At 45.4% G+C, this 19,533-nt stretch carries 18 protein-coding genes; 7 read left to right on the top strand and 11 right to left on the bottom strand.

What is annotated here, in order from left to right:
• Positions 1–394 precede the first annotated feature (394 nt).
• Both C7820_RS06940 and C7820_RS06935 read left to right on the top strand, forming a co-directional pair.
• Positions 395–796, top strand: coding sequence for a RidA family protein (locus C7820_RS06940; protein ID WP_116230320.1), 402 nt, complete (start codon positions 395–397; stop codon positions 794–796).
• 24 nt (positions 797–820) lie between these two features.
• Positions 821–2,317 carry a monooxygenase gene (locus tag C7820_RS06935; protein WP_116230319.1) on the top strand — a complete coding sequence of 499 codons (1,497 nt, stop codon included), beginning with the start codon at positions 821–823 and terminating at the stop codon, positions 2,315–2,317.
• A 200-nt stretch (positions 2,318–2,517) separates the two neighbouring features.
• On the opposite strand, the gene C7820_RS06930 is transcribed toward C7820_RS06935, so the two are convergent.
• Complete coding sequence (locus C7820_RS06930) at positions 2,518–3,441, bottom strand: alpha/beta hydrolase (protein WP_116230318.1); 924 nt, start codon at positions 3,439–3,441, stop codon at positions 2,518–2,520.
• Positions 3,442–4,132: 691 nt separating this feature from the next.
• Here C7820_RS06930 and C7820_RS06925 point away from each other — a divergent pair.
• Together C7820_RS06925 and C7820_RS06920 are read left to right on the top strand one after the other, a co-directional pair.
• Positions 4,133–5,038 (top strand): NAD(P)-dependent oxidoreductase, encoded by a 906-nt coding sequence (locus C7820_RS06925; protein ID WP_116230317.1) that lies wholly within the window; start codon positions 4,133–4,135, stop codon positions 5,036–5,038.
• A 38-nt stretch (positions 5,039–5,076) separates the two neighbouring features.
• On the top strand, positions 5,077–5,439 hold the full coding sequence (locus C7820_RS06920; protein WP_116230316.1) for a MerR family transcriptional regulator: 363 nt from the start codon (positions 5,077–5,079) through the stop codon (positions 5,437–5,439).
• Between the two features lie 229 nt (positions 5,440–5,668).
• Here the strand turns inward: C7820_RS06920 and C7820_RS33655 are convergent, their stop codons facing one another.
• The 6 genes from C7820_RS33655 to C7820_RS06890 all read right to left on the bottom strand — a co-directional run bounded on the left by C7820_RS33655 (position 5,669) and on the right by C7820_RS06890 (position 12,274).
• Positions 5,669–6,214, bottom strand: a complete 546-nt coding sequence (locus C7820_RS33655; RefSeq protein WP_220376640.1) for a CD3324 family protein — start codon at positions 6,212–6,214, stop codon at positions 5,669–5,671.
• A 393-nt stretch (positions 6,215–6,607) separates the two neighbouring features.
• The gene (locus C7820_RS06910) at positions 6,608–8,287 is read right to left on the bottom strand and encodes an ABC transporter ATP-binding protein (RefSeq protein WP_220376639.1); all 1,680 of its coding nucleotides are present in this window, start codon (positions 8,285–8,287) and stop codon (positions 6,608–6,610) included.
• On the bottom strand, positions 8,284–9,405 hold the full coding sequence (locus C7820_RS06905; RefSeq protein ID WP_181908955.1) for a helix-turn-helix domain-containing protein: 1,122 nt from the start codon (positions 9,403–9,405) through the stop codon (positions 8,284–8,286). The genes C7820_RS06910 and C7820_RS06905 overlap by 4 nt, the downstream gene beginning before the upstream one ends.
• A gap of 285 nt (positions 9,406–9,690) precedes the next feature.
• Positions 9,691–10,341, bottom strand: a complete 651-nt coding sequence (locus C7820_RS06900; protein ID WP_116230314.1) for an MBL fold metallo-hydrolase — start codon at positions 10,339–10,341, stop codon at positions 9,691–9,693.
• Between the two features lie 153 nt (positions 10,342–10,494).
• Positions 10,495–11,697, bottom strand: coding sequence for a multidrug efflux MFS transporter (locus C7820_RS06895; protein ID WP_116230313.1), 1,203 nt, complete (start codon positions 11,695–11,697; stop codon positions 10,495–10,497).
• A gap of 16 nt (positions 11,698–11,713) precedes the next feature.
• Complete coding sequence (locus C7820_RS06890; protein WP_116230312.1) at positions 11,714–12,274, bottom strand: cysteine hydrolase family protein; 561 nt, start codon at positions 12,272–12,274, stop codon at positions 11,714–11,716.
• A 123-nt stretch (positions 12,275–12,397) separates the two neighbouring features.
• On the opposite strand from C7820_RS06890, the gene C7820_RS06885 reads away from it, so the two are divergent.
• Positions 12,398–13,006, top strand: coding sequence for a TetR/AcrR family transcriptional regulator (locus tag C7820_RS06885; RefSeq protein ID WP_116230311.1), 609 nt, complete (start codon positions 12,398–12,400; stop codon positions 13,004–13,006).
• A 221-nt stretch (positions 13,007–13,227) separates the two neighbouring features.
• Here the strand turns inward: C7820_RS06885 and C7820_RS06880 are convergent, their stop codons facing one another.
• Positions 13,228–13,587, bottom strand: coding sequence for a MerR family transcriptional regulator (locus C7820_RS06880; protein WP_116230310.1), 360 nt, complete (start codon positions 13,585–13,587; stop codon positions 13,228–13,230).
• A gap of 103 nt (positions 13,588–13,690) precedes the next feature.
• Between C7820_RS06880 and C7820_RS06875 the strand changes: the two genes are divergently transcribed.
• Positions 13,691–14,401: an SDR family NAD(P)-dependent oxidoreductase gene (locus tag C7820_RS06875; protein ID WP_116230309.1), complete on the top strand. Its 711-nt coding sequence runs from the start codon at positions 13,691–13,693 to the stop codon at positions 14,399–14,401.
• A gap of 134 nt (positions 14,402–14,535) precedes the next feature.
• Here C7820_RS06875 and C7820_RS06870 read toward each other — a convergent pair whose 3' ends face one another.
• Together C7820_RS06870 and C7820_RS06865 are read right to left on the bottom strand one after the other, a co-directional pair.
• On the bottom strand, positions 14,536–16,029 hold the full coding sequence (locus tag C7820_RS06870) for an alpha/beta hydrolase family protein (protein WP_116230308.1): 1,494 nt from the start codon (positions 16,027–16,029) through the stop codon (positions 14,536–14,538).
• A 251-nt stretch (positions 16,030–16,280) separates the two neighbouring features.
• Positions 16,281–16,703, bottom strand: a complete 423-nt coding sequence (locus tag C7820_RS06865) for a hypothetical protein (RefSeq protein WP_116230307.1) — start codon at positions 16,701–16,703, stop codon at positions 16,281–16,283.
• 355 nt (positions 16,704–17,058) lie between these two features.
• Here C7820_RS06865 and C7820_RS06860 point away from each other — a divergent pair, with 355 nt between their 5' ends.
• Positions 17,059–18,420 (top strand): MFS transporter, encoded by a 1,362-nt coding sequence (locus C7820_RS06860; protein ID WP_116230306.1) that lies wholly within the window; start codon positions 17,059–17,061, stop codon positions 18,418–18,420.
• Positions 18,421–18,676: 256 nt separating this feature from the next.
• On the opposite strand, the gene C7820_RS06855 is transcribed toward C7820_RS06860, so the two are convergent.
• Positions 18,677–19,426 carry an SDR family oxidoreductase gene (locus C7820_RS06855; RefSeq protein ID WP_116230305.1) on the bottom strand — a complete coding sequence of 250 codons (750 nt, stop codon included), beginning with the start codon at positions 19,424–19,426 and terminating at the stop codon, positions 18,677–18,679.
• Positions 19,427–19,533: the final 107 nt, after the last annotated feature.

The raw sequence follows: 19,533 nt of genomic DNA, 5'->3' as shown, positions 1-19,533 counted from the left end.
AAACCGAATGAAAACCAACATCTTGCATATATCCTATTCTTGCCCCAGTACCGTGTCCCCTTTTTCGAGGGGGTATTTTCATTTTTAGGAGCTCTTTTGCTCAAGAAACTGAACGAAAATTTCATGAATGGAAGTGTTGTTCTTACTGGCAGTATCCATGATTATGCTGGCTCCTCGACTAATTTGCCTCATCATATCACAGATTGTTTCCAGAGGAATAAAGGTATACTCATATATTGAGATTGGGGTTGACAGGATAAAGAGTGACCACGTACAATTACATTGTTTCATTTGAAACAATAATTATATATAATTTTAATAAACACCCTTTTTTATAAATGACAAAAAGGGTTCAAGTGAAATAATAATTAATGAAGGAGGTTCATGCCTGCCTATGGAAATCGTGAATCCCAGGACATTGACGGATAAGGTTACATCTGTCATTTCCCATGTCGTGGTAACTACTGCCTCTAAACTGGCCTTCATCTCAGGTCAGGTTGCTGTAGATGAAACAGGCGCATTGGTCGGTTCAGGGGACTATTACGTGCAAGCGATTCAAGTGTTCACCAATCTTAAGTATGCATTGGAAGCCGCGCGAGCCGATCCATTGTACATTGCAAAAATGAACATTTTTGTGGTAAACCACCACCCGGAATTGATTTCGATTATTTTTGACGCCGGATTTCATGTGTTTGGCCCTAACTGGCCGAAGACAGCAAGCACCTATATAGGCGTTCAAGCACTAGCCGATCCTGAATGGCTTATCGAAATAGACGCTATCGTGATCTTCCCATAATGTTTAAGAAAAGAGGTTATTGATATGAAATATGAAGTCATCCTTATCGGTGGCGGACCTGTCGGCATGATGTTGGCTGGAGAATTGGCATTAGCCGGTGTAAAGGTCTGCGTCATTGAGCGATTAAAAGAGACAACCCCATATTCACGTGCACTTACCGTACATCCACGAACCCTTGAAATATTAGATATGCGTGGAGTGAAATCACAATTAATCAGTAAAGGCCGCTTACTTTCGAGAGGACATTTTGCCGGATTAGATACTCCTTTGGATTTCTCTGTGTTGGATTCTTCTTCCAATCACACTCTCTTTTTACCGCAGAGTGAGACGGAGAAGGTGCTGGAGGAATGGGCTCTTAGCCTTGGCGCAGAGGTCTGGAGAGGGTTTGAGGCTCTATCTGTGCATCAGGATGAGGATGGGGTTGACGTTAAGATCGTGGGACCTCATGGAGAAACAACGTTAAGATCAGCTTATGTGGTAGGGACGGACGGAGCCAGAAGTTTGGTTCGCAAATCTGCAAATATATCCTTTGAAGGTACAGACGCAACCTTCACGGCTATTTTGGGGGATGCTGTTCTATCTGATTTGGCTCCTATGAGTGTCGTATCCCGAATTACAGAAAAAGGTTTGGTCAGCATCATGCCAATCAATGATCATATCTATCGGGTCTTGATGATCGATATGGAGAGACGAAACATCTCTAAGGATGAGAAGGTTACATTGGAAGAGTTTCGTTCATCGCTCATCCGTACGACTGGAAGCGACTTGGGATTGAACGATGTGAAATGGATGTCCCGTTTCGGAAATGCTACGCGGCAGGCGGGAAGCTATCGGAATGGTCGATTGTTTTTAGCGGGAGATTCGGCCCACATTCATTTTCCAGCGGGTGGACAGGGAATGAACGTCGGCTTACAAGAAGCGATGAACTTAGGCTGGAAGCTAGCAGGAGCAATCAAAGGCTGGGCTCCGGACTGGCTATTGGACAGTTATCATACCGAACGTTTTCCATGGAATACGGCCTTGCTCCGGAATACCGAGGTCCAAACCCTGCTTCTGGACGTGACTCCTCCCATCACGGAACTGCGAAGCATGCTGGCTGATCTAATTCAAATACCAGAGGCTAATTATCAAATCGCTGCACAAATTTCCGCAATAGATGTGCATTATACTCCCGATGCCGAAGCCTCTTCCCATCCTTTAAACGGGAAACGGTTCAAAGATCTCCGCTTAAAATTGAATGACGGGCAATGGATGAACTCCTATCCGCTCCTGCACAAAGGTACTTTTCTTCTGTTGCATTTCCATTCGAATGAACAAAATAGCGGCCAATGGGAAACGAATATCAACCTTCAAGTGTTACATGCATCTTTGGCTGAAGCAGACGCGGATTGGAACGACGTCCACACGGCACTTATTCGTCCGGATGGACATATTGCCTGGGCGATTTCTCTATCAGATCCGAATCCAATGCAAAAAATAAATGAAGGTATCACCCGCTGGTGCGGAGACATTACGGATTAGTCATACAAGCATCATAAAACTCCCGATTGAGACCCTGTCCCCCACTTTTTTAGGATAAAGCCACTCAGAACGGCAGAATATATATGTTCTTGATTCGGGTTCTGACCAAAACATATATCGTTAAAACAAAAAAAGCCGCTTTTACGCGGCTTTTAATCGTGTATGTTCTTGTCGTCATACAACACTACGCCTGATTTATTTTAATTAAATACCTTTTTAACAAAGTCAATAAGCTTGGACTTTAATACATCGCCGTGCTCTCCCCTGTGGTACATATCTGTTCCGTGATAACCACTCTCATCCACAATCAGCTCTTTATCCGTTGCTCCGGATGCTTGATATAATTTGCGCACTTCTTTTTCAATGGAGCCTCCATAATCTCCAGGTGAAAAAACAAACACGGAAGGTGCTTTTATCTTCTCGACGCTTGGAATGGCATCAAGGGGCCCACATTGTGCAGGAGAAGAAAGAATAATCAGTCCCACAATAGGCAGCGCTTGACGAACACCTGCAATGATTGCTGTACTACCGCCACATGATGCTCCTGCCAAAAATACTCTTTTTGCACCCAATCGTTTGAGTTCGCTTAAGGCAGCATCTGCATCACGATCTATATTCTGATTATCCTCCGGAATATTCTGTGAGGCACCATGATTACGATATTCAGGAATAACAACCAGATATCCGCTGTCTGCCAGCTCTGTTCCCATGTCAAGAAAAGAACAAATGTTATATCCTTGCTCGTGTGCAAGCAAGACTCCCTTATCTCCGCTGCCAAGCACAAGTGCAGACAGATGCACCCCATCGCTAGTTGTCAACGTAGTGGCTTTATCGCGTAGATCTTCTGGAACGCAACTGTTCACAAGATGCCCGCTAGAAGAGCGTACCGCTTGATCTGGCCAGGCAGGATCATACTCAACCGGTGGGTTTGATGGTATGTTCTTCACTTCGGAAACCGGTGTTTCATTTACAGCATTTTCTATAGGTTTCGTATTTTGAGGTTGATTAGATAGAGATTGATTTTCATCTGGAGATACAGGCTTTTTAGTGATGCATCCTGTAATCGTTACTAACAAAATGAGCAATACAAATACCATTTTTGTTCCTTTAAAAAATACGTTCATAGATTTTATACACCTCTAACTATTACTTGTTGAAGGAAACTCTTGTTAAATCAATTGATCTCATATTTAACCTCCTTTTATAGGTGTGTGTTAAATATTACACAAAATGTATGTTCGATTAAAGGGAGCGATGTGCAGCCGACCAAAAAGCCAACAGCCTCCAAATGTTATCCTTGGGTTAGCGTTTCCCGTGTGGTGGTTTTCGAGAAGTGGTATTGCTTTATAAAACTGATTTCGAGACAATTCAAACATATCACGTATCGCCTTTACTCTCAGTGCTTTCACACACTTGGGTAATTTTACCACATTTATGGTCGAAAAAGATGACTCATAACCAAACTAAACTGCCCGTTAGTTTAATAAAAAAGAGCAGCTACCACAGCCTGCTCTTTAATGGTTTATTATTCAGTAATCGTATTTCGCTAGCCTAACGCACTACAGCTAACTTTTCCCCTTAGTTTAGGCCATAAGCTTGTTTTCAGAAAGTTTGAACTTAATAAAGCACCTTGCTCCTTGGGTTTCCATCCTTGTCTTATTGCCTCAGAAATAATTAAAGCTACTTCAGAAGGAATTGGCCCAATAATCCTCTTTGATTGAGATAGATATTTCACATCGAACTTTACCGTTGCTATTACATTAGTGTCATAATTTAAAATTAACCCTGAACAATAGTTGGAGAGGAGATATTTGTATGTATGATAATAACCAAACTATGAACCCCCCTGCTGATCGCTCTCCGGTTACGGTCATTGGTCTTGGTCCAATGGGCCGAATGTTGGCTGCTGCTTTTTTACAAAATGGCCATCCGACTACGGTATGGAACCGCACAAATGGTAAAGCAGACGAGCTTGTCAGCCAAGGAGCGACTGTTGCAGATACGGTTGCCGATGCGGTTGCGGCAAGCCCGTTGGTAATCGTCTGTGTGCTCGACTACAATGCCGTGTACTCTATTCTTGAGTATTCGGCTGCTTCTCTGAGAGGGCGAACTTTGGTAAATCTCACCAGCGGTTCCCCGGATGGAGCAAGGCAAATGGCTGCATGGGCTGCAAAAGGCGGATTTAACTACCTTGACGGTGCGATTATAGTCCCTGCAGTTGGTCAACCGGAAGCGTCTATTTTGTACAGCGGTTCTGAGAATGCCTATCTTACACACCAGAGAACACTAATGAGTCTGGGAGGCACTGCCTCATATCTTAGTACTGATCCAGGCCGTGCAGCAGCATACGATGTAGCATTACTGGATATTTTCTGGACATCGATGACTGGTTATATCCACGCCCTTGCCATTGCCAATGCGGAGAATATCACGGCGATGGATCTCGTGCCTTATGCTCGAAACATTATCGGCATGATGCCTGATATAATGGTTGAATTTGCAAATCAGGTCGACAACAGCCATTACCCAGGAATTGAATCCAACCTCATCTCCACCGAGGCTGTAATGGATAACATTATCCATGCATCCAAAGCCCGCGGTATCGAAGTTGGAGTACTAATCGCCGCGAAAAATCTTGTCCATCAGGCGATCGATTTGGGCTACGGCAAGCAAGATTTCTCGTGTTTAACAGAGCTGATCCGTAACCCGCACGATAACTAACGTTAGTCCGAGCATACCACTTGAAAGGAGTCATTTCTATGAAAATAAGCCAATTGTCTAAAATAACCGGCGCTAGTATCCGATCAATCCGACATTATGAAGCAACCAATTTACTCACTGCTTCCCGTCTAAAAAATGGTTTTCGGGAGTTCGATGAAGCTTCCATAGAGCGCATCAAAACGATCAAAACTTACTTGAACTTAGGATTGACGACGAAACAAATAGAAAAAACATTAAAGTGCACGGACGGTTCTTATAAAGATGAAGCAGAGAAAGTTTGTCGGGAAATGATCCAAATGTATGAAGAAATGCTGCTAGAAGTCAACAGAAAAATGAATGCATTGGCTGTCGTCAAGCAAGAGATGGAAGAGCAAGTCCGGCAAATGAAGGATAGCTTATAAGCTAAACATTACTGATTGCATTCGCTTTGATATAATGTTGAATTAGGCTTCGATAGAACAGACGTCAAAATCCTTCGGAGCGCGTTTCCGAAAGGATTTTTTGTTTTTGTTTCAGTTCCACCCATTTAAAAATTATCCACCATTAGTTAAAAAATCATTATGACCTTTTGCCAGCTGCTGTTTGTTTTTTAATCTATTGTCCTTACCTAGTCTTTCTTGTTCAGGTACTTTATGCTTCACGGATTCCGACTGTATGTTCAAATATCTCAGATAGCTCTTTTCCGAGTTCAATCCATTCCAAACTTTTCCATTCACTTTCAGTATCGGAATTCCATTTACAATAGAAGTAAAGGATATCTTTATCATCGAGAATATCGGTTTTTGCATCAACAACCATTAAGGGGAGTTTATATTTTTGTGATTTTTCTTTAAACAACCTTATTGCTTCTATTTTATTTATAAAACGGTTTTTTTGTACTTCTACTACCTCATCGGTATTCTGTTTTATTGGATAAATATATCCATATATAATTCCTCGTATTCTTTCCTCACTTAAACCATACAATTCCGTCAAACTTGATACCTCAAACCCGTTATTATATTGTTCTCTTATTTGTTCATTTCTTTGGTCAAGTTCTTCTCGAATTCCCGTACTAGTTCCCCAAGCTTCTCGTTCGGTCTTAGGAACATATATATACACACCCTGGATGTACTTTTGTATTTCTTCTACTAAAGAATTGGGTAAGACTTGTTTTGCATTAACGTATTTATTCATTTATTAGCTCCTTTCTAGAATTGATTAATCCCTCCTTGATTTACAATGTATATGGTGCCGTATCATGATAACGATAACAATGCTATGTATTTCTCCATAAAATTCTCAAATAGTTCGGCCTGAACTATCCTGTCCGGTTAGCTTTACGCCTGAAGCTAGTTTAGCTTTGTAACTCCGTTTATGCGGGTATCAGCTGATAGCACTCGGTTCTTCTTCCCCCCCTGCTCAGTCGATGGACATTTTCTATAATTTACCGTTATTGTCATTTCATTGGACGGTAGCTTTATTGGCTACGGAAAAAGCCGCATTTTAACGCGGCTATTAACGGCAACTGCTCGTTTGACCAATTGCCGCGATTCTGTAGATGAGCCCCATCAAGGAGTTCTCTGGGTTCTATAAGGTCTTCGTCAGCTGAATGGTTTTATTAAAAAAGTCCATTCCGTCCATTTGATGCGAGATCACAATCAATATACCCATATATCGCTGTTCCCGTAAGGCGTGAATGATGGTGCGACGAGTCTCTTCGTCGACGTTAGCAGTGGGTTCATCTAATATTAATACATCCTTCTCGGCAAGCATGGCTCGTATAAAAGCGATGATTTGAGCCTGACCACCCGAGACACCTGAAGTGTTTTGATTGATTTCGGTGTCCAGTCCTTTTGGCATCCTGTCTATATACTCTTTCAACCCAAGTTCGCCAATCAGGTTTTCAACAGTGCTGCGGTTACCATTTTGCCCGTATAAAATATTGTCCAACACAGTCCCCCGGAAGAGAAAGGTACTCTGGGATACCACACCAATTTTTTGCCTTAAGGAGTCGCTTTGAATCGATGAGGCATGGATTCCGTTAAAGCGAATGATTCCGAAGGCAGGCTGGTACAACCCTAATAAAAGTTTAATAAGTGTCGTTTTTCCCGTACCGTTATCCCCAAGAAGAAGTACCTTATCCCCTCTCATGAACGAGAATGTCAAGTCATTAAAGACCAGAGGCAGATCTGATCGATATCGATATCCTACACGGAGGAATTCTATCGTTTCAATCCTTGAATCCAACTCGACAACCTTACCGCAGTTTTCGTCCTCCATGTCCAATAGCTGGTAAATTCTTTCGACACTCAAGCAAACCGGTTTCAAGATCGTATTTAAGGATGTGATACTTTGTGCACTGGCAAACACTTTCGTGGTGTATAGGGAAAAGGATGTGTACATGCCGACAGTAAATTGCCCTTTTAAGATAAGGATGCCGGAGATTAACAATATGATTAGGGTGAATAAGTTGTTTAACAAGCTGACGTTTTCGGTTAAAAAAATCAATGACTTGTTTTGTTTGACGCTATGGTGAAACAGCTCATTCATCTTGGATTTAAATTTGAAGAGCTGCGTCTCTTTGCCGCCGAGAATTTTGATGTCCTCGATGCCATTCATGGATTCAAAGACTTCCCCGCTTAAAACGGCGGACGACTCCATCATTTCCCTTGTGCTGTTCAAAAATTTTTTGTTGGATGATTTGGATAAAAAAATAAAGACAGGTACTAAAACTATAACTACGCAAGATATTTTATAATTAATCGCGAACATCGTGATCACAGCAAACATTGCATTTAATACGCTAAGCACCATACTGATAATGACTGGCGAAAAGGCATTTCCAACTGAATTGCATTCGGCCACCCGCCCTTGGAGGTATCCTTTTTCGGTGGTTGAGAGGTAACTCATTGGCAATGATAATACTTTTGACATGACCGAATACTTTAACTCGTTAACGATCGAATAACTTATTTTAACAAACAGCCATCCAGATAAAAGAGAAAATGCATACTGCACCAGATAAAGAACAGCCATCATGCCTAACAACAAAAACATGTCGTTGATGTTCTTATCTTTTAATAAAACCCGATCAAGCAATATCCCTGTTAGATACGGGATGGGAACTGTTAATATAGAACTCGCCAAAACAGCGCCTACCCCAAACATAAAGGACAATCGGTGCTTTCCGATAAAGGGAACTAGTTTAAAAAGATTCTTCCACGGTCCGATTCTACTCATGACATTTGCAGGGATCGTCAGATTCAACGGAATTCCCCCCAAACGTTGCAGATGAGCTTATCCAATACTTTTTTGAAACGGGGATCATCCACAAACGCAGATAGCTCGGGATGATTCGCAATCATTTCGTACATCTTTTTTCGCTGTTGCTGTGTATTGCCCATGAACCACATCCCCGAACCCCACTCTGCTAACTGATCATGGATCAAGTCAAAAAAGGAGTCCCCGCCTGCTGCAGTCAACTTCTGATGACGAGCTGCGAGTTCTGTGAATCGTTTGAGGTTATCCAGCGCCTGCTCTTTATCTCCTAGAGTCGTATACCCTAGAGCAGCTGTAAGAAAAAGGTTTGCATACAGGTTAGGGTTTAGATGTTTAAAATCGAAAGCTTCCGCTATGGCAAGTGCTCGTCGATAGATCTCTTCGAATGTTTTAATATGATCCGCCGAAGTCATTAAGTAAGAGATCATAAGTCCGAACAATGTAACGACATGCCGGTACATGCCCATTTGGAGGAAAGCTTTCGAGCTGTCTGTGTTACCAAGCATTTGGTATGCGTAAGACTTGATCCATTCGACGGGCATGAGTGGCGGGTTCATTTCCCCAAGCAGGTCCAGTGCCTTATTAGGGTCGCCAAGGGCCATGCAGCAGCTTGCTTCCAAATACACGGCTTGATGGATGAGCTCTATGTCGTCACTTTCTTCTTTCACTCGTACAAAAAGCCTCTTTGCCTCTTGGATCAACGCATTCATCTCAGAAACATCTTGCAAGAGCGTATTGTGGTTTAGGATCAACATTCCCACTTTTTTTAGCAACGGAAAGCAGGCGCAGTATTTCTTCGTTATTTCACGGCATTGGTTCAAAGCTTCATCCAATGGTTGTGAATCGAAAGCACGGGATAACTGATCGCATAGTTTTCGAATATCATCCGGTTCTAATTGCGGTCGATAATCCATCAAATCATCAATGGTTGTATTAAAGAATGAGGCAAGAAGCGGCAGCATTGTAATATCCGGGTAACTTTGGCCTGTTTCCCATTTGGAGACCGAGGCTTTGGATACTCCTATAAAATTGGAGACATCCTCCTGGGTCATGCCCTTTTCTTTTCGTTTTCGAGCAAGCACCTCGGCTATATTGATTTCTCTCATTATCATCACCTTCCATTAATAAGTCTAACGAAAGGAGTGGAATGGTGACAATGGAGTCATAATTAATTTCAGTTAAAAAAATCAACTAACATGAAACTTTGATTAAACCGAATGATGCATCCATAATTTCTTGCTTCACTTTGGATCGAGCTAAACAAAGCAGAGATAAGGGAGACCGATCGGCTTAAAAGTTTGCCCCAGCTCTTCGCAGAGTTCATTCGAAGGCAGAAGCCAAGCTTGAGGAGAAAGGAAAAAACCAGCTTCCGCGCGGAAGCTGGTTGGCTGCTATTTATAATCCATCGTCACGGTCCCGGCATATTGGGGCACGTTCTCCTTGGACAAGTTCAGCGTCTGAACGTGGGTCGTCTTCGCCCCTACAGCCTGGAGAAACTTACCCTCCTTGGCGAAGAACATTCGTCCGAGTAGGCCGAGCTCCTTCGTGCTGTAGTGCATCGGAATCGCCACGGTCGCCTGCAATTGCCGCATCACCTGTGCCGCCTCCGCCCCGTCCAGCGTCATCCTTCCGCCCACGGGAACGAGGAGGACATCCACCGGGCCGATGGCGTTCGCTTGCTCCTCCGTTAGCAGATGACCCAGATCCCCGCAGTGGCAGATCGTCAACCCGTCCATCCGGAAGCGGAACACGATGTTCGGGCCTCTTTTCTGACCGTTCACCTTGTCGTGGAACGTGCGGAAGCCGCTAATATCCACGTCTCCTACGCCGTACTCCTTCGGCTCGTTCACGACCAAGTAATCGCCTGAGGCGGCTTGAATCTTATTGTGATCTCCGTGATCGTGGGTCACGACGACGATGTCCGATTCGATCGGGACCGGCATGCGGTAGCCGAGGAACTTGTAGTAGGGATCGATAAGAATCCTGGTTCCGGCGTCTGAGGTGAACTGAAATGACGAATGGCCATACCACTTGATCTGCATGATTTGATGCGCTCCTTTCGTTTATCGGGTCGCGACTCTGGCCCCTTGATCCCCAGCAACAGAAAATAAATACATATCACTTTGGGGCGTTTTTAGCTTTGGCTGTGCATGCAATTTGTTTCTGAGCTTTGTTTCTTGCTTTGTTTCTGGGCGTTATTCTAGCAATTTCTCCCTCTGCAGCTTGCCGTACACTTTGAAGTAAACCCAAATGGCATTCATTAAGAGCAATGCGCCAGTGACAAGGAAAACATATCGGACGCCGAAATGCCCTGCGATTTGACCGCCAAGCACCGAACCGCCAAAGACGCCGAGATAGGCAGCCGACATATTCAATCCGAACACGTGGCCTGTCAAATTGGACGGGGTGATCTTCTTCAGTAAGACGTTGACCGAAGGATTTAGCCCGCCTGCCGCCAATCCTAGCAGGAAGCGAAGCGCCATCAGTTCCCAAGGATTGTGGACGAACGCCTGCGGGATGAACAATATACCTGCCACGATCAGCGTGAAGAGCATGATCTGATGTGCCCCGATCTTATCTGACATCTTCCCCAACCGAGGAGCAGCAATGATATTAGCCAATCCCGAAGCCGAGAAAATCGCTCCTGAGATCAATGTGACATGGCCCAGATTTCGCGCGATCTGATCGACAAAGACCGTAAGCACCGGTTGGACCGAATACGTGGCGATCGACATTACGAAGTACGTAATGAACAAGGTGATCGTTAAGCTTGGCTGCGGAACTTGAGCCCAGACTTCCTTGAAGCTCGGCACCTTTTTTTCCGTACGGACGAACGTCTCTTTCACGAAGAATAAGGTCGTCAGGAAGGCGATGAACATGAAGCCACCTGTGATGTAGAAAATGTTCTGCATCCCGAAATGCTCTTCAATTAAGCCGCCGATCAACGGTCCGAGCAGGGAGCCCGCGATGTTGGCCGTTGATAGCGTGCCCAGAGCCCAACCCGAATGTTCCTTGCTCGTCTGGGTCGCGATCAGCGTTGTGCAGGCTGTGCCATAGCCTGTAATGACGCCTTGCAGCAACCTCAAGCCGATCAGCCAGTAGACATTCGGCGCGAAGCCCATGCAGCCGATGACGATCGCCATGCCAAGGCTGGCTCTGAGCAGCATAGGCTTGCGACCGTATTTGTCAGCCGCGCGTCCCCAGATTGGCGAGAATATGGCGGAGATAATATAAGTCACACCGAATGCGACGCCGGACAATTGGGAGATCCAGGATGCGTTCTCAACACCGAGCTGCTTAATAAAGAGAGGCAAAACAGGCGCAATCTGGCTCATGCCTATACCTGTCATGAACATGCCGAACCAGCAGACCCATAAATTTCTTTTCCATATCTGCATTACAAATGCGCCTTCTTTACACCAAAGTATCGACCCACGCGTCTACCGTCACAACATCCGCCCGTTTAGTGAATACTTTCTCGAGCAGAATGCGATGAACTTCTGGATCGGGATCGAAGCAAGCATCGGATAGAACGGTAAGCTGATAATCTTTGTCCGCTGCTTCCGTCAATGTCGACAGTACAACGCCGCTCGTGGAGATACCGCTCAGAATAAGCTGGTTGATGCCCTTAGCGCGAAGAATCATCTCCAGATCGCTGCCGGAGAAGGCACTGACGCGCTTCTTGGTAACAATCGACTCTCCTGGCTGAGGCGCCAGCTCCGGATGAATTTGCGTCGTCTCGTCGTTCACTGTCATGCCGCCGTATTGAGCCGCTCTCGCGAACATTCGGTTCATCGGGCTGATCTCCGGATAGCCTTCGCGGAAGGCGACTCGCACGAAGATGACCGGAATGTTGTGATTGCGTGCGGCTTCCAGCGCCATCTTGTACGGGAACAGCGCTTGCTTGTCGCCAAGGTGCCCGGCAATAGCGTTTTGCAAGTCCATAACTAATAAAGCAGAATTGATTTGTGTCATTCGTTGAACACTCCTAATCCATATGATATGATTAAGCGGAGAACCCTCCACTTCATATTAAGCGGAGATGTCTCCACTTGTCAACCGTGATCGAAATTAAAATTCAAGGGACGTGATGTGCATATGAAAGAAACCGATACATCCCCAGCCCGTTCCGAACGCCGCGACGCGGCGGCGAATCGTCAGCGCATCTTGGATGCGGCGCTTCGGCTGTTTGAACAGCATGGTGTAGAAGCCGTCAGCATGAACCAGATCGCATCGGAAGCGCAGGTCGGGCCTGGAACGCTCTATCGCCGATACAAGAACAAAAGCGAATTGTGCCTGGATTTGATCCGCGACAGCGCCGACCTTCTATTCGAGGAATACGAGTCCTACTTGGAGCAACACCGAATGGAACCGGCGCAAGAGCAGTTGAAATATTTTATCCGTTTGTTCATCCAGTTCAGGGAGAAGAAATCGCAGCTCTTGATCGGCGTCGAAGACTCCTCGCAGACAAGCCGACCCAAGTCGCGGACAAGCAGCCCCATCTACAATGAGCTGAACAAAATTTTTGTGTCGTTATTCGACAAAATGGCAGCTTCCGAAACATTAAGTGCAAACAGCGACAGTGTTTTTAAAGCCGATATGCTCCAGATGGTGCTGAGCCGTGACTTCTATTCTATCCAAAGAGATGTCCGCGGCCTTTCGCCCGAGTCGATATTTGAACAAATCTGCTTCATTTTCCACTTGTGATAAAGACTCTCTTAAGAACCGTCCGAATAGCTCTCCCTAATAAACAACCCCTAGCGCTCGAACAGTTACGTTCAAGTCTAGGGGCAGTTTATCTAAAAGCTCGTATCAATCCCTTATTTATTTTCCTCAAAGCAGAAGCTCTTTCGGTGCCTAATCGATAACATTGCTGCAATTGTGTATGCTTTTGGCATCTTTCCTATACCTATTTTTACCCCAGAGTTCTAGTAATTTTCCCCGCGATAATACCGTTCAAGCTTTCGTTCCAAATGGACGAGCTGGTTTTTTTTCGCTTCAATGTCATCCAGCAGCTTTTGCTTCTGGTCTTGAATCAGCTGAATTCGTTCCGGAAGGGTCGAGGTACCCTCTTTGACCTTGTCGTAATACATTTTGATATCATCCACACTCATTCCGGTTTCACGCAGACATTTGATAAACACCAGCCAATTCAACTCGTTCTCCGTATATAAACGGTTATTCTGCTCGCTGCGCGCAGCCGGTTCCAGCAGCCCTTTTCTCTCGTAAAAACGGATTGCACCGATGTTGATTCCGACTGATTTCGCTACTTCTCCGATTGTAAGCATATAACCCCTCACTTATTAAAAAGTTTCTGTTGACCTACACTAAGTGTAGCATAGTAACTTATAGATCAGGTAGCACAACCATTATACAGAAAGAGGGATTTGAATGAAAAAAAACGCTTTTGTAACCGGAGCAAATAAAGGAATCGGATTTGAAATCGTGAAGCAGCTGAGTGAAGCCGGCTGGAAAGTCATTCTAGGCGCCCGCAGCACCGAACGCGGCGAGGCAGCCGTATCCGGGTTGACTTCCAAAGGGCTCGACGTAGAATTTGTACAAGTAGACATGGAATCCTTAGAGTCTATTGAACAAGCTGCCAATACGATCAAACAAAACTATCCTGACCTGAAGCTGCTGATTAACAACGCTGGCATGCCTGGTGCATTCTCCCGCTCGTTTATGGATACTAAAGAGGAGAATTTGCGGAACGCCTTTGAAGTTAACTTTTTCGGCACCTTCCGTTTGAACCAGCGTCTGTTCCCGTTGATCAAGAACAACGAAGGAACCATCATCAACGTCTCAACCGACATGGCCTCCCTGGATCATATGCAAAATGCGGAATCCACTCTAAACGCTTTTGATTATAATTCCTCCAAAACGGCAAACAATGCCATGACATTATCGATGGCTTATGAAGTTAGAAACAGCGGCGCTCAAGTCTTTGCGGTAACGCCAGGGTTCACAACCACCGATCTCAACGGCAATGCCTCAGGCGGTAAATCCAAGGAAGCCGCTGCTGCCATTATCGTGGGTTATGCCATAGATGGCAAACGTCATAACGGCGAGTTTCTGGATGAGAAAGGCATTTACGCTTGGTAATCAACTCCTAAGCCTTGCGTTTAGCAGACTCCTGGTCTAAAACATGTAGTTCAAAGAAGGGAGACCTAGAGGGATTTCCCTTCTTCGTATTATTTAGGATGCCGTTCTCCTCGTTATAAATTTTACTGGTTGCATTATCGCATCCGGTTCACCTCCGGAAAGCGGCTATCCTCTCCTTTCATTAAGGTTCCGCCTTGATTTTTCAGATACATATCGAAGAAATCCAGCATATAGGCATTGATAACGGTGTTCGCTCTTTCCGGCGCCATTTTCCCTGTGATGCCCAGTATCTTAAAAATCGGAGAAATGAACTGTATGTCAGTAAAATTCAAATGCTCCGTATTCTCGATATATAGGACTTGTCCCCCCTCCTCGACCGTTTCGCGCATCCGTTCAAGCTCCACCTTTTTATCCGCCGCTACTTGATCCTCCCACTCTCTTGTTGACCCCATACGGTTAAGCTCCTCATCCGAGTAGACTTGGTTATTCATCACCCTTGTTAATTGTTCGAAATAGCTTTCCGAGTTAATGAATAAAAATGGCTTTCGCAGCCCCTCTTTGTCACGCAGACGATAAAGCCCTCCATCAAGATCTATTCCCGCCGCAATGCGCGGATCGTAAGCAGCATCATAGGCCGTCGCCCCGCCGATGGAATGACCGAACACCCCGACATGACCGAGATCAATCCTCCCATGTAGTTGACTTGGTATCTGCCCCGATTGGATGAGCTCGAATTGGTCCAGCACAAATGCCACATCGTCGGTTAACACTTTTCCCAACTTGTCGCGATTCTCTCTTTCCGTCGCGTAATCATGGTCGGGCGAGAATAAATTGTCGGTTGTGCTGGTCGTGATTCGACCGTCCGGAAACTCGGTTGCAATTGTATTGAAGGTGTGGTCGATCACGGCTACGATATATCCGTGACTTGCGAGATTTTCGGCTTGCGACGTGTGGAGGAACCTGGAAGAACCGTTGCCGGGATTCGCAAGGATCAGCGGATATGATGTCTGTGCCGAAGAGATTTCTGCCCCCGAATAGGCATGACTGGATACATACTTCAGGTGTTGAAATGTAAATCCGGGAAGGCCATAATTCGCAGCCATATAACGTAAAATCGGGGTATTTGGAATAAAGGGAGCGTATTTACCAGTGCCTGCTTGAGCCGGATACCATACCTGAACCATCAACTCTCTCTTACGATCTCTGGCTTCGTCGAAAATTTCTTCCCTTTTTGTATCCACGAGATGAAAAGTTTGCGTACCTACCTTAAAATTGCCTGTCGGCTCAGGTAGTTTAAACACCGGGAAAGCATACATGAGACCCCCTGTGACGACCAGCATGATCACTATTGCGGTATAAACTGAACCCAACATAAATCGAGGGTTTTTTCTGGGGCCTTTTTTATTAAAATAGCGATAACCTGAAATGGCTAAATATATGATCGTAATACCATATGAGAATAGGAGCTGAACTCTGTATCCTTCCACCGTCCAATGAATGACCAGTAAAATTGTGGCGATCCCGCTTACAACGAATACTGGAACTCTACGCCGTCCTTTTTTCAATAGAACTGTTATGGCAAATAAGCCGATATTCGACAACAAGAGCAACACTTCAAACAGCCTCATCTCGCTTCCTCCTTTTAGAAAATCTCGGTTTTCGTTTGCTCCAATGTTATCCTGCGAGGCTGGCCTAAGCTATCGGCTTTCCTTACATCTCCCTTTCAATTTAGTAAGACGCTAACTTCTACGCAATCATCCATACAAAACAAAAAAAGCCCCGATGTTGAGTCGGGGTCAGTGTAAAAGCCCTGAATGTAAAAATGTACTTGTTTTTCTTCCTATTGCTGCGACTGCTCGTTCGCTTCATCTCCTATCCTCTAAACTATAGTAGCACGGTATCCGGTTTTCTTACCTTTTTTAACTGCCTCAATATAGCCGTCAAAATAATATGGAATCTCATCTTCTTTACCGTTCTGGATTCTGCCTTTAACTTTGTCAAATGCAAATATAGAAATTGAATAATCAGGCTCACCGGTAACCAAAACAGGTTGGTCTCTATCCTGTACCCAATAGTACTGGCCTCCATAATTCCTTCTTGCCACTTCAAAGATGTAACTTCCAGCCATAGATGAAACAGAATTCAATGCGTCGTTATCTAGTTTATAATCACATAACTCTTCGAGAATATCGTCTAGCTTACGTAGACTTTGAATACTAAAATCAAAATGACCCCGATCCGAAAAATTTTCCGCAAAGCTCTCCGCTGTTGAAATGATGTCTTGTTCTAATCGATTTTTCATAAACTCTATTATCTTTTCCTCCTTGTTCACTCTGCTTCAAAAATATGGGCAGATCATTTAGATGATGTATTTCGCGAAAATCATTACGTTATCCTGCCCGTTAGCGTAACTCCTGCTGCGCATATATAGCGATGTAACTCCATCTATGCGAACATCAGCTTATCCCTGGCACAAAAAAGCTTATGTCGTTTAAGCGGTTATGATATAATTGAGCTGTTTTTTTACATTTTTTCTAATTTGGAGGCGTAGCGTATCATGAGGCAATACAATTTAGCAAGGGTACAACATTTAGGGGAAAGCGCATCATTGACCCTATAAACTGCGATTCCCCTTCATTTAAAGGGGTTATATTCAAGTGCAGCACAGAAACGAAGTTCAAGTGTCGCGATTCATCCTGCGGTTGAGCATTTTGACGTTTTTCAGTGTCATGAACGAGACCATGTTTAACGTATCGTTACCGGAAATCGCCACTTATTTCCACATCGCACCTTCAGCTGCAAATTGGACCAACACCTGCTTTTCAATTTCTTTCGCTATTGGCGTCGCCGTGTATGGCAAAATATCAGAGCATGCAGGCATTCGAACGCTGCTATTGTTCGGTATGCTAACCTACGGTTTCGGTTCGTTACTCGGCCTGTTGGGTTATGGATGGTATCCGTGCGTACTGGCCGCGCGTGTTTTTCAGGGAATCGGGGCATCGGCCATTCCGTCGCTCATTATGGTGATGATCGTCAAGGTTGTTCAACCGGAAAATCAGGGCAAAGCTTTCGGCCTGATTGGCTCAGTCGTTGCCTTTGGCGAGGGACTCGGCCCGGTCATCGGAGGTACGGTTTCCGGCTACATGCATTGGTCGCTGTTGTTTGCGCTGCCGCTGCTGTCGCTTCTGGCCCTGCCGTTCGTACTTCGAACGCTGCCTGACGAGCCGACAGAGGGAAAAGCATTTGATATAACTGGAGCGATCTTGTTGTCTTCAGGCATTTTGTCTTTTGCGCTGTTTATGACGCTGCTTCATTGGATCTACTTGACTACAACGATTGTTTTGTTTGCGCTTCTTGCTTTTCATATTCGTCGGCACCGGGAGCCGTTCTTGGAACCGTTCCTGTTCCGGAAGAAAAGGTACCTTTCGGCCGTGCTTACAGGCGCACTGCTTCTCGGCACAGTCGCAGGTTTTATTTCCATGGTGCCTTATCTGATGAGTTCAGTGTACGATATGCCGACGCGCCTCATCGGAAGCACAATATTGTTCCCAGGCACTCTGAGCGTCATTCTGTTCGGGGTGCTTGGCGGGATGCTTGCTGACCGACGCGGTCATATAGCTGCGATGCTGACCGGATTGTGCATGATTACCACGGGTTTTCTAGTCGTCCTGTTCTTGACGGATCGGACACCATGGGTTATTTCAGCATCGATGATTCTGACATTTGGTGGCCTATCGTTTGTAAAAACCGCTGTTTCCACAAGTGTCGCAAGTACGCTGGAAGAAAATGAAACGGGATCCGGTATTGGCATGCTCAACTTCACCTGCTTCCTCGCGGAAGGGATCGGCATAGCCGGTGTCGGCGGACTGCTGACGAAGCCGTGGTTGAAAGCTCCGATAGTTGGGACCTTAACGAGCCAAACGGCCGCGCTGTACAGCAATATGATGCTGATTTTTATAGCGCTTAGTGTGTTTGGCGGCATACTCTTCGTTGTGCTTTATAAGCGGAATTGGCAGTGATGATGAAGAGCTCCGGGTGTACCGGAGCTCTTCTTGTTGTGACCCGATGTATCCCTTCAGCCAATGCTCTCGCTTGAAAGTTCATGTAACACTGAATGCTTATTTCGATTACATTCCAGGAGCCCTCTAGCTATCAATACATCGTATGGAATTAACAATTTGTGTAAGAGTAAAGCGGAGATATTTGTGAGGCAGAGCCTCTTCCGGTGGGTTTTGATGGAAGTGACTTACGTTCACCGTTCATAGTTCAAGAAACTTAAACCAGAGTAGAACCGCCATCTACGACAATGATCTGACCGGTGGAATATTTCTCGCGCATTAAGTAGAGAAACGCCTCAGCGCCGTCCTCCGGTTCACCGACTCGCCCAACCGGCAATGATTTCCCAGTATGTTCATACATTGCGTTCCGTTGTTCCTCAGGAACAGCATCCCACAACTCGGTACGCATAAGTCCGAAACAAACGGCGTTGACACGAAGCGGGCTCAGCTCGACGGCCAACGCCCTGGTGAGGGACTCAACGGCGCCGCATATGCTGGCTGAGACAGTAAACCCCTTCTGTGGACGAACTCCGGCAACACCGGAAGTCAACGTGATTGACCCTCCCTGTCTGATATTTCGGCTGCCGTATTTGGCGGCCATAAACGCTCCCCAGTATCGCACATTAAACCATCGGTACGCTGTGTCGACGTCGGTGGCGTCCAGACTTTCAACCATCAATGGATCGCCGGCAGTAAAGATTAAGTGATCGAATTCCCCGATTTCGCTGAAAAATTGACGAACTTGTTCCTCATTTGTCATATCAACCGCATATCCCTGGGTACCTTCAGGCAAACGTGAGACAGCACGGTCAACTCTTTCCTTTTGACTGGACACTACGACCAAGGATGCCCCTTCCCATGCAGCGGCTTCGGCTGCCGCAAACCCGATTCCGGACGTTCCTCCAAGAACAACAACCCGTTTTCCCTTGAAACAATGCCCACGTTCGATCTGTTCTGATTTCACCATAATATTCTCCTTCGTTTTCGATAGTTGGACCAGCCTTGCAATATGATTCTCTTCAGCCGCGAACAGCTGATCAATGCGAATTTCGGTATAGCTTGTCTTATCTCCGA

It is taken from the genome of Paenibacillus sp. VMFN-D1, assembly GCF_003386155.1.
GTDB lineage: Bacteria > Bacillota > Bacilli > Paenibacillales > Paenibacillaceae > Paenibacillus_AQ > Paenibacillus_AQ favisporus.
The sequence above is the reverse complement of the archived record's forward strand: the minus strand, read 5'-3'. Positions and strand labels throughout refer to the sequence as shown.

Excerpts from the sequence above, each read along its gene's own strand:
- C7820_RS06890 (WP_116230312.1), bottom strand. The coding sequence starts at position 12,274 with ATGACACAAATCAATTCTGCTTTATTAGTTATGGACTTGCAAAACGCT.
- C7820_RS06920 (WP_116230316.1), top strand. The coding sequence starts at position 5,077 with ATGAAAATAAGCCAATTGTCTAAAATAACCGGCGCTAGTATCCGATCA.
- C7820_RS06940 (WP_116230320.1), top strand. The coding sequence starts at position 395 with ATGGAAATCGTGAATCCCAGGACATTGACGGATAAGGTTACATCTGTC.
- C7820_RS06865 (WP_116230307.1), bottom strand. The coding sequence starts at position 16,703 with ATGAAAAATCGATTAGAACAAGACATCATTTCAACAGCGGAGAGCTTT.
- C7820_RS06870 (WP_116230308.1), bottom strand. The coding sequence starts at position 16,029 with ATGAGGCTGTTTGAAGTGTTGCTCTTGTTGTCGAATATCGGCTTATTT.
- C7820_RS06855 (WP_116230305.1), bottom strand. The coding sequence starts at position 19,426 with ATGGTGAAATCAGAACAGATCGAACGTGGGCATTGTTTCAAGGGAAAA.
- C7820_RS06905 (WP_181908955.1), bottom strand. The coding sequence starts at position 9,405 with ATGAGAGAAATCAATATAGCCGAGGTGCTTGCTCGAAAACGAAAAGAA.
- C7820_RS06895 (WP_116230313.1), bottom strand. The coding sequence starts at position 11,697 with ATGCAGATATGGAAAAGAAATTTATGGGTCTGCTGGTTCGGCATGTTC.
- C7820_RS06900 (WP_116230314.1), bottom strand. The coding sequence starts at position 10,341 with ATGCAGATCAAGTGGTATGGCCATTCGTCATTTCAGTTCACCTCAGAC.
- C7820_RS33655 (WP_220376640.1), bottom strand. The coding sequence starts at position 6,214 with ATGAATAAATACGTTAATGCAAAACAAGTCTTACCCAATTCTTTAGTA.
- C7820_RS06875 (WP_116230309.1), top strand. The coding sequence starts at position 13,691 with ATGAAAAAAAACGCTTTTGTAACCGGAGCAAATAAAGGAATCGGATTT.
- C7820_RS06925 (WP_116230317.1), top strand. The coding sequence starts at position 4,133 with ATGTATGATAATAACCAAACTATGAACCCCCCTGCTGATCGCTCTCCG.
- C7820_RS06930 (WP_116230318.1), bottom strand. The coding sequence starts at position 3,441 with ATGAACGTATTTTTTAAAGGAACAAAAATGGTATTTGTATTGCTCATT.
- C7820_RS06935 (WP_116230319.1), top strand. The coding sequence starts at position 821 with ATGAAATATGAAGTCATCCTTATCGGTGGCGGACCTGTCGGCATGATG.
- C7820_RS06885 (WP_116230311.1), top strand. The coding sequence starts at position 12,398 with ATGAAAGAAACCGATACATCCCCAGCCCGTTCCGAACGCCGCGACGCG.
- C7820_RS06880 (WP_116230310.1), bottom strand. The coding sequence starts at position 13,587 with ATGCTTACAATCGGAGAAGTAGCGAAATCAGTCGGAATCAACATCGGT.